Origin of the sequence: Nonomuraea roseoviolacea subsp. carminata (assembly GCF_024172185.1) — a bacterium.
GTDB classification, from domain to species: Bacteria; Actinomycetota; Actinomycetes; order Streptosporangiales; family Streptosporangiaceae; genus Nonomuraea; species Nonomuraea roseoviolacea.
Window position 1 is genome coordinate 3,110,918 of sequence record NZ_JAMZEC010000001.1, and the last position, 13,379, is coordinate 3,124,296.

The 13,379-nt window shown below is 63.8% G+C and carries 13 protein-coding genes and 1 pseudogene; 7 read left to right on the forward strand and 7 right to left on the reverse strand.

Annotated elements, in window-relative coordinates:
- Positions 1-25: 25 nt before the first annotated feature.
- Both HD595_RS14370 and HD595_RS14375 read right to left on the reverse strand, forming a co-directional pair.
- Positions 26-247 carry a hypothetical protein gene (locus tag HD595_RS14370; protein WP_253769228.1) on the reverse strand — a complete coding sequence of 74 codons (222 nt, stop codon included), beginning with the start codon at positions 245-247 and terminating at the stop codon, positions 26-28.
- A gap of 30 nt (positions 248-277) precedes the next feature.
- Entirely contained in the window at positions 278-1,036 is a 759-nt protein-coding gene (locus tag HD595_RS14375) for a L,D-transpeptidase (RefSeq protein WP_253769230.1), read from the reverse strand.
- A 90-nt stretch (positions 1,037-1,126) separates the two neighbouring features.
- Between HD595_RS14375 and HD595_RS14380 the strand changes: the two genes are divergently transcribed.
- The 3 genes from HD595_RS14380 (at position 1,127) to HD595_RS14390 (ending at position 4,356) form a co-directional block, all read left to right on the forward strand.
- On the forward strand, positions 1,127-1,813 hold the full coding sequence (locus tag HD595_RS14380) for a response regulator transcription factor (protein WP_253769232.1): 687 nt from the start codon (positions 1,127-1,129) through the stop codon (positions 1,811-1,813).
- Positions 1,810-3,588, forward strand: a complete 1,779-nt coding sequence (locus HD595_RS14385) for a sensor histidine kinase (protein WP_253769234.1) — start codon at positions 1,810-1,812, stop codon at positions 3,586-3,588. The genes HD595_RS14380 and HD595_RS14385 overlap by 4 nt, the downstream gene beginning before the upstream one ends.
- Before the next feature lie 219 nt (positions 3,589-3,807).
- The gene (locus HD595_RS14390) at positions 3,808-4,356 is read left to right on the forward strand and encodes a GNAT family N-acetyltransferase (protein ID WP_253769235.1); all 549 of its coding nucleotides are present in this window, start codon (positions 3,808-3,810) and stop codon (positions 4,354-4,356) included.
- A gap of 366 nt (positions 4,357-4,722) precedes the next feature.
- Here the strand turns inward: HD595_RS14390 and HD595_RS14395 are convergent.
- Positions 4,723-4,821 (reverse strand): annotated as a pseudogene (locus tag HD595_RS14395) (peptide-methionine (S)-S-oxide reductase MsrA); the annotation flags it as partial.
- A gap of 40 nt (positions 4,822-4,861) precedes the next feature.
- Between HD595_RS14395 and HD595_RS14400 the strand changes: the two are divergent.
- The 3 genes from HD595_RS14400 to HD595_RS14410 all read left to right on the forward strand — a co-directional run bounded on the left by HD595_RS14400 (position 4,862) and on the right by HD595_RS14410 (position 7,501).
- Positions 4,862-5,266, forward strand: coding sequence for a recombinase family protein (locus HD595_RS14400; protein WP_253769237.1), 405 nt, complete (start codon positions 4,862-4,864; stop codon positions 5,264-5,266).
- A 121-nt stretch (positions 5,267-5,387) separates the two neighbouring features.
- Entirely contained in the window at positions 5,388-6,272 is an 885-nt protein-coding gene (locus HD595_RS14405) for a lipase family protein (protein WP_253769240.1), read from the forward strand.
- A gap of 32 nt (positions 6,273-6,304) precedes the next feature.
- A complete protein-coding gene (locus tag HD595_RS14410; RefSeq protein WP_308211141.1) occupies positions 6,305-7,501 on the forward strand; it encodes a replication initiator in 1,197 nt (398 codons plus the stop codon).
- Positions 7,502-7,524: 23 nt separating this feature from the next.
- Here the strand turns inward: HD595_RS14410 and HD595_RS14415 are convergent, their stop codons facing one another.
- On the reverse strand, positions 7,525-8,085 hold the full coding sequence (locus tag HD595_RS14415) for a flavoprotein (protein WP_253769244.1): 561 nt from the start codon (positions 8,083-8,085) through the stop codon (positions 7,525-7,527).
- An 85-nt stretch (positions 8,086-8,170) separates the two neighbouring features.
- Here HD595_RS14415 and HD595_RS14420 point away from each other — a divergent pair, with 85 nt between their 5' ends.
- Complete coding sequence (locus tag HD595_RS14420; protein WP_253769246.1) at positions 8,171-9,406, forward strand: helix-turn-helix domain-containing protein; 1,236 nt, start codon at positions 8,171-8,173, stop codon at positions 9,404-9,406.
- 1,220 nt (positions 9,407-10,626) lie between these two features.
- On the opposite strand, the gene HD595_RS14425 is transcribed toward HD595_RS14420, so the two are convergent.
- The 3 genes from HD595_RS14425 to HD595_RS14430 all read right to left on the reverse strand — a co-directional run bounded on the left by HD595_RS14425 (position 10,627) and on the right by HD595_RS14430 (position 13,370).
- A complete protein-coding gene (locus HD595_RS14425; RefSeq protein ID WP_253769249.1) occupies positions 10,627-11,379 on the reverse strand; it encodes a hypothetical protein in 753 nt (250 codons plus the stop codon).
- An 872-nt stretch (positions 11,380-12,251) separates the two neighbouring features.
- Positions 12,252-12,845: a GIY-YIG nuclease family protein gene (locus HD595_RS47230; RefSeq protein WP_420540706.1), complete on the reverse strand. Its 594-nt coding sequence runs from the start codon at positions 12,843-12,845 to the stop codon at positions 12,252-12,254.
- 120 nt (positions 12,846-12,965) lie between these two features.
- Positions 12,966-13,370, reverse strand: coding sequence for a hypothetical protein (locus HD595_RS14430; RefSeq protein WP_253769251.1), 405 nt, complete (start codon positions 13,368-13,370; stop codon positions 12,966-12,968).
- Positions 13,371-13,379 lie beyond the last annotated feature (9 nt).

A 13,379-nucleotide genomic window follows, 5' to 3' on the forward strand; every position in this document is an offset into this window, starting at 1 on the left:
TACGAACTGCGGCGACGCCCCGCGATCAGCCGGTGTAGGCCGGCTTGACGACGACGGGCTCCTTCGGGCTCGGCGTCGGCTGGGCCGTGGACCGGTGGTCGGCCGGCGCCGCGGAGGGCGCCGCGGAAGGCGCCGCGGAGGGCGCCGGCTGCTTGGGCTCCGCCGCGGCCGTACCCGAAAGGCCGGCGAGGCCGGCGGCCAGAGCCAGCGCCGCGCCGAAGCCGATGAGCGTGACCTTGAACTTCATATGGATTCCCCTGTTCATTCGAGTCGGGCCTCAGCCCTTGACGACGACCGGAGTACCGATCGCCAGGTTCTTCGCCATCCAGGTGATGTCGTCGTTGCTGAGCCGGACGCAGCCGTGGCTGGCCCGCGTGCCGATGGCGGACGGCTTGTTCGTCCCGTGGAGCGCCAGCTGCCCCGGTCCGCCGGCGAAGCTCTTGAGCACGGGCGAGAAGCCGCTCAGCCCGAAGGCGTAGGCGCCGTAGGCCCCGCCGTCATCGGCGGGCTTCACCAGCTCGGTGAAGAAGTAGCGACCTGGCGGCGTCGGCGTCCCCGCTTCGCCCGTCGCGACCTTGCCCGTCCTGACGGCCCGCTCACCGTCGTAGACCGTGAACCTGAACGCCCCGCGATCGATCTCCACCCGGTAGGAGGTCTCCGCGAGCGTCACGTCGGCGGCCCTGATCCAGCCCTTGCTGCCGTTCGGCCGGATCGGCAGCAGCACCTGAAGCCACTCACCCTCGTCACGTTCCACCAGGAAGACCCGCGTCGCGCCGTAGCCGTTGGGGCTCGTGATCGTCCGCTGGGCCTCCCCGTCCTTGTTCCGGTAGACCGTGATCCGAGACCCCTTGACGCTCGCGATCTTCGATCCGGCGCTGCTCGCCGGCTCCGACCGCGCGCCACTGCCCGAAGGCTCATGCCGCGCGCCACTGCTCGAAGGCTCATGTCGTACGGCACCACGCGCGCTGACCGCACAGCCCGCCAGCAGGAAGACGAGTGTCGCCGCGGCAGCCGTACGGAGCAGGTTGGTTCTCACCCACCGCAGCCTGGCGACAGAATGTGTGAAACCTGTTTGGTTGTCATGCGGATCCGATATGCACCCCCGGCATGCACATAGCCTCAGGCCATGTGCGCGCACGTACTGGTCGCGGAGGACGATCCCAAGCAGGCCGAACTGCTCCGGCGGTATCTGGAGCGGGAGGGCCACGATGTCCTCGTCGTGCACGCCGGGCGTTCCGCGATCGACGAGGCGCGGCGGGCGGAGCCCTCCCTCGTGGTGCTCGACGTGATGATGCCGAAGGTCGACGGGCTGGATGTCTGCCGGGTGCTGCGTGCCGAGTCCGATCTGCCGATCCTGATGCTGACCGCCAGGTCCACCGAGGATGACCTGCTGCTGGGGCTCGACCTCGGCGCTGACGACTACGTGGCCAAGCCGTACAGCCCGCGCGAGCTGATGGCCCGTGTGCGGACGCTGCTGCGCCGGACCCGCAGGTCCCAGGACGCCGATCGGCGGCTGTTCCAGGTGGGCGACCTGGTCGTGGACCCGGTCAGGCACACCGTCACCGCCGCGGACAGGCTGGTGGAGTGCACGCTCGCGGAGTTCCGGATCATCGAGACGCTGGCTGCCGAGCCGGAGCGGGTGTTCACCAGGAAGCAGTTGCTGGAGCGCATCCACGGCTTCGACAGGTTCATCACCGAACGCACGGTCGACGTGCACGTGATGAACCTGCGCAAGAAGATCGAGCCTGATCCGCGCCGCCCGGTCCGACTGCTGACCGTGTACGGCGTCGGCTACAAACTGACGCACGCATGAGGTCGCTGTTCGTCAGGTTGCTCACGAGTTCGGCCGTCGTGGCGGTCTGCTCGATCACCGCCACGGCGTGGCTGGCCGCCAACAGCACCTCCGGCGCCATCCAGCGCGAGCAGGGTCAGACACTGGCCAGCGACGCCCAGATCAACAACAGCCTGCTCGGCTACGCCTCCCGCCATCCGGACTGGTCGGGCGTCACCGCCACCGTGCGCGACCTGGCCGCCCGCAACGGCCGTCGCATCGCGCTGACCAGCGAGAAGGGCACCCTCATCGCGGACTCGGCGACCCCCGGCACCCCCCTGCCCGCCAGGGTGTCGGCCGTGGTCGACCCGCTGACCGTGGATGTGACCCTGGTGCCCGGGGCGGCCGGGGACCGTATCGATCCACGCGCGGTGGGTCCTTTCCTGCTGTCCGCCCGCGACAGCGCCCGGCTGGTCAAAGCCGCCGGCGCCTACGCCGCCTGTGCCGGCCGTACCGGTCAGACCGTGAAGATGACCGTCTCGAACACCGGCCGCCCCGTCGTGACGACGACCGGCAAGGAAGACGTCCCCCAGGAGCCGCGCCCGATGCCGAGCACGGCTCCCACGGTGATGAGCCCCTGCGACGCCACGACCTTCAGGACGCCGACGCGCACCGAGAAGGCCGCGTTGAAACAGCTCAACCTCCTGGTGAGCAGGTGCCTCGAGGGCAAGAGCGCGGAACGGGGCTCGGTCGGCCTCGACCTCGCCTGGGTCTCCAAGGACAAGCAGCCTCAAGGCGCGGAACCCGATCAGACGATCTCGTCCTGCATCGTCACCGCCCGCAAGGAGCAGCTCGACCCCTACGTCGCCCCCGCGGCCTACCTGTACATCGGCTCCCCCACCGAGGCCGCCGGCCAGCGCATCCCGCTCCCCTCGATCGCCGGCGCCGCCCTGCTCGTGCTCCTGCTGACCGTGGGGGTGAGCGTCATGGCGGCCCGGCGCCTGGTCAGGCCCGTCAACGCGCTCACCGACGCCGCGCGGCGGATGCGTGACGGGGACAGCTCCGCCCGCGTCATGGTGAGGACGACCGGCGAGATCAGTGAGCTCGCCACGGCGTTCAACGAGATGTCGGAGCACCTCCAGCGCATGGAGGAGCAGCGCAAGGCCATGGTCAGCGACGTCTCCCACGAGTTGCGGACCCCGCTGAGCAACCTCAGGGGGTGGCTGGAGGCGGCCCAGGACGGCGTCGCCGAGCTGGACCCGGCGCTGATCGCCTCGCTGGTCGAGGAGATCCTGCTGTTGCAGCACATCGTCGACGACCTTCAGGAGCTCGCCCTCGCCGACGCGGGCAAGCTCCGTCTGCACGTCGAACCCGTTCACCTCGGCGACCTCCTCGACCAGGTGGCCACCGCTCACCGAGGCCGGGCCGAAGCCGCGGGGCTCACGCTGACCACCGTGATCATGGATGACCCCTCGCTGACCGCGGATCCGGTACGGCTCCGCCAGGCCGTCGGCAACCTGGTCACCAACTCCCTGCGCCACACGCCACGCGGCGGGCACATCACGCTGGGCGCCCGCCAGGATGGCGACCAGGTCGTCGTCGAGGTGACCGACACGGGGGTCGGCATCCGCGCCGAGCACCTGCCCCACGTCTTCGACAGGTTCTGGCGCGCCGAGAAGTCCCGCAACCGGCGGACCGGGGGCAGCGGGCTCGGGCTCGCCATCGTGCGCAACCTGGCCGAGGCGCACGGCGGCACAGCCACGGCCACCAGCGTGCCAGGCGTCCGCACGACGTTCGCCCTGCGCCTTCCGTCGTAGCGAGACCCCTGAAGGCCAGGGTGGCCTACGCCTCGCCGGACGTCAGCCCCACCGGACACGGCGCCAAGGCCCGACGAAAGAGGGCCGCGGCAGCGATCGCCCCAGCCCGTCCGGGAGCACCGAAGTCAGCGATCGTCACGACTCCAGCCACTGTGACATATGGGGCAGGCGGGCGAAAACCAGGTGTCGGCGGCGGAACAGATCGTTTAGCCTCCGGGGATGAAGCTTCGTGAAGAGCGGCCGGACGATGCGGGCGCCGTGCGTCACGTCCATCGGCGAGCGTTCGGCAACCATGGCGAAGTCGTGGCCGACCTGGTCGACACCCTGCGCCACGGCATCAGCTCCTGCGGAGGGTTCGCGCTCGTGGCCGAGGCTGCCGGGCAAGTCGTCGGGCACGTCATGTTCACTCGCAGCCTGCTCGACGCCCCGCGGCGGCTGATCGACGTGCAGGTGCTCAGCCCGCTGGGCGTGCTGCCCGAGCACCAGCGTCAGGGCATCGGCTCGGCCCTGGTCCGCGCCGGGCTCGCGACTCTCGCCGAAGGTGAGTGTCCCGTCGTCTTCCTGGAAGGCGACCCCGGCTACTACTCCCGCTTCGGATTCACTCCAGGGGCCGAGCTAGGATTCCGCAAGCCGTCTCTGCGCATCCCTGACGCCGCCTTCCAAGCGATCAGGCTTCCGGCGTACGAGCCGTGGATGACGGGGACGCTGGTCTACTCCGAGCCGTTCTGGCGCCACGACGCCGTCGGGCTCCGCGACATCAACGCCTGACGACGCCAGCAAGGCGGTGTCGGCCTGACCTGGGGTCCTCACCTACGCGGAGTCGCCCTACGCCTCGAGCGGTCTGCAACACCGCAAGCTCAGCGCTGGTGAGGTTCGTGCGCGCCATCCCCTGCAGAGCCTCGCAGTCCTCTCCCAGACCATCCCGAACAGTCAGGTAGTTGAGGACCATGTACCGGTTCTGGCCACGCCGCCCCGCTTCCATGGCGCGGATCAAGCCCTCCCACATCCCGAGAGAGCCCCCTCTCCACGGCGAAGCGCTGAAGATCGAGGAAACGGATCATCTGACGCTCTTCGGGAGTGAGACTTCCAGCCAGAGCCTGCGCCTCACTCCCGCTCCGGGGCTGCGAACCACGACTACCCATCGCTGCTCGTCAGACCGACGGGGCAGGCGACGCCCGTGCCGCCGATTTCGCAGTACCCGTTGGGCACCTTGTACAAGTACTGCTGGTGGTAGAACTTGACTCTCCGCAACAATTGATGTGAGGAGAGTTACATGACCGATGTCCCGGTCGTCTCCTACGCACGCATTTCCGCCGACACCAGGCGAGACGAGCACGGCGTGCAGGACCAGCACAGACTCAACCGGGAGACGGCGGAACGGCAGGGGTGGACGGTCGTCCACGAGTACACGGACAACGACAAGTCGGCCGCGAAGGCCGACGTCGTACGCGACGACTTCGAGGCCATGCTACGAGCTCTGCGCGCCGGCGAACTCCCCAACGGCACGGCGGTGCAAGGCGTGGTGATCGTCGCCGAGGGCCGTCTCGCCCGGCGTCCCGGCGACTACGAGCGCTTCGTCGAAGCGATCACGTACCAGGACGGCCGCCTCATCCGCGACGAACACAGTACGCCAGTTGCACGAGGGCAAGCGGACGGGCTGCATGGATATGGTACTTAGCGGGCAAAAAAGTGCAATTCCATTAGTAGCCTCGAACTGACGGGGTACATCGACATCGGCCGCAGTCAACTACGCCGATCAGCACACGTCCTTAGGTTTCGAGCATCGGAAGGCGATTCCATTGAACAACCGACCTGAAATTCCGCTCAACATCCCTCCTGGCTACAAGATGGACATCGCCAAAACCTGTAGTTTCATCGTCAACGTAGCCTGCGACATGTGCCATCAATGGATCGCCGACAACAAGCCCAAACCCGAAGACTTTTCCTGGAACCCTACAGACAGCTGCCCCATCACCAACTCAACCTTTCCTATCGGCGACTGGAGTTTCCAAGCCCTCCTATGGAGCACTTTTAGTCTCGAGAAGGTCACCGAACCATTCGCGATAATCGCCTATGGATCCGACCCTAAAACGGCATTTCTGGCCTTTCGAGGAACCCAGACACCCGAAGATGCCGCCATGGATCTCCTAACCAACCTGGTGACCTACAAGCCGCCAACACAGACGCCTATCACAAACGCCAAGGTGGCAGATGGATTCTATGCCGTATTCAATGGTTTTGATACCTTGAAGGCTAAGTTGTCAGAGATCGCCAGCAAAGGCCACAGTCTCGTCGTGACCGGACACAGCCTCGGTTCGGCCCTGGCGACCTTGACCGTACCGCTGGCATGCTCCGTAGGAATCCCCAGCACGAACATCTTGCACTACAACCAGGCCAGCCCCAAGGTCGGGGAAGTGAACTTCCGAAACTACTATGACAGATTGGACGTGCTGCAGACATTCCGGCTGAGGAACAAATACGACACGGTACCGGACTGGCCAGATAAAGCGGAATATGTACCAGTCGGCGTCGAGGCCGAATATGGTGCCGATTATTCGAGCGAACCCAAAAACCACAATCCCTGCTGCTCGTACTCCTACGCCCTGTTCAACCCCACCGCACCCTACAACCGGAATCTTGATAAATGCATGAGTCAATTTAAGCCTACGCTATACACCCCCTAACCATCTGCGCTCTTTAAGAGTACGATGGGCCGTTGCAGAAAAGGAGACGGCCACGGCCCGAGGACCGGAAGCGGCGCGTCAGCCGATCGCCGAAACCCCGTGACACCGGGCTACGTGGCGGCAAGAGCGTGCCGGAGGAGGTCAGTCAGCATCCGCGCGTCTTCGCCGCCTTCACCGCTCCAAGCTTCGGCGCGGTCCACGCTCACCGGCAGCGGGCCGGCCAGACGCTCCCCTGCCGCCCACGACGGGGCCGCCCGGTCTGTGAGCACGGTCGGCCGCAGGGTTGCGTACTACGGCACCACCGAGATGACGCCCAGGTCGGACAGCCGATGTGCGTGGACTGTTACGACTACATCGGGGCCGTCCTCTGGAATGCCCACGCCGGGGCGCTCTGGCGCGAATTCACGAAGACTATGCCGAGCGTCCTGGCCCGCCTGCTTGGGTGTGCGCTTAAGGACCTGCGTCGGACGGTCCGCCTGTCCTACGCCAAGGTCGCCGAATACAAGGCGCGCGGCTTGGTCCACTTTCACGCCGTGATCAGACTCGATGGACCCGACGGACCCTCCGACCGCCCGCCGGGGCACATCACGGTCGAACTGCTCGACCAGGCCATACGCCAGACCGCCGTGCGGGTGACGGTCCAAGCACCGGACGAACTGCCGTCCGCGATGCTCCGACGGGGCGATCAGCTCGACGTGCGACCGGTCTACGTCTCAGCCGAGCTGGACGGCATGAGCGATCAGCGCGTGGCCAGGTACGTCGCCAAGTACGCCACCAAGGGCGCCGAGTCAGCCGGAACCGTGGACCGCCCCATCCGGCAACCATGGGAGATCGCGCGGCTGCCCGTCACCGAGCACGCCCGCCGCATGATCTACACGTGCTTCAGCCTGGCAGAACTTGCTGAATACAAGGGCCTGCGCCTCCGGCAGTGGGCCCACATGCTCGGCTACCGCGGGCACTTCTCCACCAAGTCCCGCCACTACTCGATCAGGCTCGCAGATCTACGCCAGGCACGGGCCGACTACCGCAGTGAGCAAGCACGCCTGCTCACCGGGCTGCCGTCCTCCGCCGAAACTGTCACGGTAGCCGAATGGCGCTATGCCGGGAGCGGTCTCCTCAACGGAGAGCCCTTCTGGGCCGAACTCGCCCGCCAACGGATCGCCATAGCCCGCCACATCACACGCGAGCGAGACAAGCAGATCGCCTGTCCCTCCCCCGAACCGGAGTGATGGGGCCGACGGCATCACGGCTGCTATCCGGCAGACGCGGCACGGAACTCGTCGAGCGCATCAAGCGCGAGCTCCCAGGCGAACGGCGCTCCACCGCTCCGCGGCGCCGCCGGCTCCCAGACGCCAGGGCCGTAGAGGACCTTCACGCCCGCGCCCCTCAGCTGGTCGATATTCCGCTCGAACGCGGGATGGGCCGCCTGGGCGCTGTTGACCGCCGGAGCCGCAACCAACGGAATGCCCATGCCAATGGCCTCAGTGATCAAGCCGAGAGCCAGCGTGTCGCTGATCCCCGCAGCCCACTTGTTGATCGTGTTGAAAGACGCGGGGCAGACGAGGATCGCGTCAGGGCTCGGGAGTACATCGGGCTCGTCGGGATTCTTGTACTTGTGCCGCACTGGGTAGCCGGTGAGCTCCCCAAGCACCTCGCTGTCCACGAACTTCATCGCCTCGGGAGTGGCGACCACGCACGGCGCCCAACCCCGTTCGGCCGCCAGCTCGACAAGCTCGCCGATGACACGGGCGCGCGGGGTGGCGCAGACGACGACATAGAGCACGGGGCGCTCCAGTTGATCTGGCACGTTCATGAAGGCATTCAAGTCCAATCGCCCGGCCAGCGTGGGCGAGCCGGTTACGCTGGCAATGTCCCGTCGCGCGAGCGGAGGAGCCCCTGTGCATGACATCGGGTTGGACGACGAACCGATCGGGGCCAGAATCGCGCACGTGCGGAAGCTGCGCGGCCTCACGCAGAACGAACTGGCCCAGCGAGTCCCCTGCTCCAAAAGCCTGATCGCTCAAGTGGAACGCGGACACAAACCCGCTACTCCGGCCCTCGTGGCAGCCGTGGCCAGGGCGGTGAACGTGGACGTGACCGAGCTGACCGGTCAGCCGTACCGTGGCCGTACGGCACGCACCGACCGCATCCACGCGACAGTCTCAGAGCTCCGGCAAGCCCTGGTGTACGGCGACGTCCCTCCAGACCTGGAGACTCCCCCGCGCGGTCTTGACGATCTGGAGACCGAGGTCATGCGGGTCAACAAGTTCCGGCAGGCCGCCCAGTACGTGGAGCTCGGCACCACGCTGCCTGGTCTGATCCAAGAACTGACCTACACCGTCCACATCCTGAACGGGCCCGAGCGCGCAAGGGCCTTCGGCCTCCTCAGCCACGCGTACTCCGCCGCCGACTCCATGGTCTACAAGCTCGGCTACCTGGACCTGTTCCACGTCGCCGTGCATCGCATGACGTGGGCCGCGGAGCAAGCCGACGATCCGACGCTGAGGCCGGTCTCGGATGTGCGGCGAAGCATGGCGTTCATGGCGACAGGTGCATGGGACGGCGGCCTACGACTCCTTGACCGAACCCGCCAGCAGTTAGAAGAAGGGCAGCGCACAAGCGATTCGACCACGCTCAGCGTGTACGGCACCGTGCAGCTCCGAGCCGCAATCATGGCCGCCCGCGCCAACCGATCGTCGGCCGCCTGGGCGTACATGCAGGAGGCGGATGAGACGGCCAAGCGACTGCGGCGCGACACCAACGACTATGGACTCTTCTTCGGCCCCAGCAACGTCGCCATTCATGACGTCGCTGTTGCCGTGGAGCTCGGCGACGCCGATGAAGCCATCCGCCGTAGCTCCTCATTCACTCTGGCCGCGAGCGTCCCCGCCGAACGAGCCAGCCACCACTACATCGACCTGTCCCGTGCGTGGCTGTGGGCGGGCAAGCGCGACAGGGCGCTGAGCTGCGTTCTGAGGGCCGAGGCGATCGCACCCCAACGAACCCGCTATCACCCGATGGCCCGCGAGACAGTGGGCCGCCTCCTCGACGTCCAACGGCGTATCCCCGAGAACCTGCGCGGTGTAGCCACCCGCATGGGCCTGGGCCGATCCCGAAGTATCACAAGGTCGTGAAACTTGTGACCTTCGCCGGCATGCACGCTTCGATGCATGGACGCCACAAGCCCCCAGGCGAGAGGACCGTTCAGGGCAGAGGACCCTGCACAGCCATCGACATACGCGGCTGACGCGGCCGAACGCCTTCGGCAATTCCTGCAATCGCACGGAATCCCGACCGACGTTCACGACGGTTACGAACTTGCCCTGGTGTCGGTCTGTGTCGGCCTCGTGGTGTGGTGCGATGGCGATCGTTTCTGGTGGCGCAGCGGCTGGGATGCGCGACGCAGCCGGGCCGTCTACGCCTGGCACCCCGCAATGGATGCGGACCGGGCCGCGGTTCGCGTTGCTCGCCGCTACGGGCAGCTGCGAGAGATGCATCCGGTGTCCGAGACAGTAGCCACACCAACGAACGGATCACCGAGGACCGCCGAGGGCTCGCAGTGAACTCGGAGCGGCCAGGAGTAGGCAGCCGAGCCAAGATCGTGGACCTGCTCCACAGCCACGCCCGCACCAGGGCATACGCCAGATGGCTACTCGGACGATGCGGCACGGTGGTAGCCATCTTGCAGTACGGCAAGGTCGCGCTCGTCAAACTCGACGGCAAAGCTTCCGAAATACCTGGCGGTGTTCGCCGCTGGCCCCTTCACTGGGACGACCTTCTTGTAGAACCCGTCATGCCTACACCAGCCGAACCCAGTACGACCTACGGCACGGGCGTCTGTGCGGCAGGCAGCCAAAGGCTCAGACATGCGGTGCCACCGAAACAGGCGAGAGGACTGTGCGGCGAACGGGTACGTCCTCTACTGATCGGCAACTGGCAAGTCCCGTTCGCACCCAACCTGGCCCACACCTGTGAGACGTGCATTCGCCTGGCGGCAATTACTGGCTGACCTTCCGCCTTTCAGGCGGAGCAATCACCCTGCTCGGATGATTGAGACCGTGGTCAGGCGCGTGTGGACGATGGCGCGGATGCGTCCGCGTGTGAGGATGTTGCTGTCAGTGCTGCTGTCACCTCAGCCATCGTCACCCAGTGGCATGGCCCGACGGAGGAGGGCCATGCCGGCGATCGCCCCAGCCTGTACGGGCGGGTACCGAAGTCCGCGATCGTAACGGCCTCAACCACTTCTGCTGCCATCTGATCCGTAGCCTCTTCGACATCGTCCCGTCCAACCGAGCTATCGACGAAGTCCTCCACTCAGACGCCCTCACTCTTAGTCTTCTGTGTCTACGATGCGTTATCGATGTTTGTGCCAGACAGGCTTACAACACTGATCGAATCTCGCCTCTCCCATCCTGCATGAGCATTCCTCTGCATCGCCCACCACCCCATCTGTGTCAGAAAATTCTTCCCATCCAGATGGATTCAAAAATCGATTCGCCATGATGTCTGAAACAAGGACGACCCATTCAGAGCCGTCACGCAGGACATAGTCGGCATATTCGGGACCCAGATTATGCGGAGAGGTGATACTCTCCTCTCTCGCGACCATAGTAGGAGATTGCGGAAAAAAGCATAGCCAAGTCCAGCCTCCAATTATGATCTCGAAAAGATAAAATTCACCATTGCCCGACAGGGCGGGAATTATTATCGCCTTTGGATTAACCTCTGGTCGGAACGTAGAGTGATACCTAATCGCCGTGATTGCGGCTTCCTGCTCGACTGAAGGGCGGGCGCCAACAAGATACTCGCGAAGCGCTTCAATCCAATCTTCGTTTGGGAACTTAAGGTTAGACCAAGGGGGAGTGTCGCAGAATTGTGCTTTGAAAAGAATTCCAAGCAGTGCCACAGTGATCGGCTTTTTCCGAACGCCTACTAGAGTGCCGGGCCTAGCTACGGCAATCCCATTCTTGGTAAATCGTCTCAAGCCTCCTTTGCAGATATCCGCTAGGTATTTTTCAGCGGACCCGAGCATCTGTTCGCAATCCCCACACAGGAGGTAGCGCTTTTCGCCATCATCCTCCCGTGCAGCAAGATCAATCGAGTCCATTCTTCTGAGAACATAACCCTCATTCTTCATCCATTTGTACGCCCATTTGGGAGCGATATGACTAAGAAGGAGCCTTCTTTCCTGCAAGCATAACTTACAGGAGGAGTGGATGTATTGTCCCGGAACGCTACTCCCATAGAGTACTCGGCTGGCATCTCCTTCTATTATCCAAAGCTTCTTTCTATTATCTTCCATTGTCGCCTTCCAGTAATTTGGGAACTAGATCAAGGATAAGCATTCATCTCCTGATCAAGGTTGCTGCATGACAGGAGAAGGTTCCAGCGCAGGTCAGAGGACCGTCAAGTGGCGATCCGACCGCAGGTCATGCACCCACAGGGCCGAGAGGTGACAATCTTTGAGGAGGCTTTGCGCCCAGGATCTCATGAGCCGATCGTTCCACCTTCGGTTGGAATCGAGGTTGACGATCATCGCGGCCATAACTGAGCGCTTCAGTGCGAGCGAGGGGTGAAGACCGTCGTAAGGGCCAGATCGCTGCTTCATTGGGTGACGCTGTACGGGACGATCAAAACTACTAGCTGCGAGGCGGCGAGAATGGGAGATCAGAAGCGGACTCAAAGCTATTCGCCCATTCGTAGGCTTCGGCCTCGAACAAAGAGAAGCAATGCATGAGAGAATTTGTGTCGAGATGCAAAAACTTCTGAGCATTTACCTCTGGGGGGAAGTCTGGGCTAAAATACGAAATGTAGCCAGGATATCCACCCTCATCGATGAAGTCCATATCGGTTCGCTCAATTATGATGCTGGAGCTGGTCAGGCTCGACTGATGCGCTTGCTCAAGAAAGACTAGGTCGGGGTATTGTACGATCGCCAATCCGACCAAGTCACGTCTAAGCCATCTGCGGCACCTCGCCTCAAGCTGCGTCAGAATGTCTATACGAACCGCTTTTGCGCTCTGTGTGGACAGAGAGTTGTGAGCCTCCTCTTGCAATGCAACGATTGCTTCCTTCGGTGTAACCCAAAAAAAATTCTCTCCGGTCGTTAACGCGCTGATTGGCAAACCGCTTGTGTAGACGTCTCTCTACGGCACCACAGTCGGCCACCAATTCGTCATAAATAACGATAAAATCAGTCGGAACTCCAGAATGGCGGCTTAATTGACTTGCTCGGTTGCCGGAAAGATTTCTAGTGAGACCTATCTTGACCATATCGGGAAATGAAGGATTGATCAAAATGTAGACGAACCCTGCTCTTTCGGCACTTGCTTCACGCACAACAAGTCCAATCAGGGGTTGTGTGATTTTCTTTTGGCAAATGTTTGGTTCCACTCGAATGCGTATGCCACTCTGACGCCTGCGGCATTTGGAATCACGTACCTTGAGGCGCGAGTCTATTTCGACCAGTTCGGGGGCTACCTTCTCGGAGGATATGAGGAGACAAGACGTGAGGCAATGGTATGGAGTCAGAGGGGCGCGATGCGGGGTGACGACGCTCTCGGGACCAGTCACGTGGGCGGCGCTGGCCGCGATCGGCCGAAGAGCCGCAGCGCGGCCAGCGACCGCCCCGACGCGCGGCAGGTCGCCGCAGGCGAACTGCCCTTGACCTTGTAGAGAAGATTGTCGCCGCGGCTACTGTCCGTGGTCAGAAGGGCGGTGGCTAGGACGGCTCCAACTCTGCCGACTGAGCCACGTCTCGTAGTCGGCACGGATCATGTCCTTCCCGCCCAGCCGACCGTCGCGATCGTCCAAGAACCGTTCAAGCGCGTCGAAGAGAGTCCTCACGACGACCGCGTTCCGCTCGTCGTCCATCCGAGCGTGAAGAGAGCGCCTGGTCTCGCCGGGAAACGCCAGCATGAACACCAGCGCCTCCCAGACGAGGTTGTTACCGCCGCCCACCCGCACGATCAACCATTCCCTGAAGCCGTCCAGGAAGGTGTGACCGCTGCCCGCGTGGAACCCGGCAAGGTAGGTCGTGAACAGCCGATACGAGCCGTCCAGACCGTACGCCCCAGGCCGCCTATGCACGTCCTCCAAGTGCTCCCG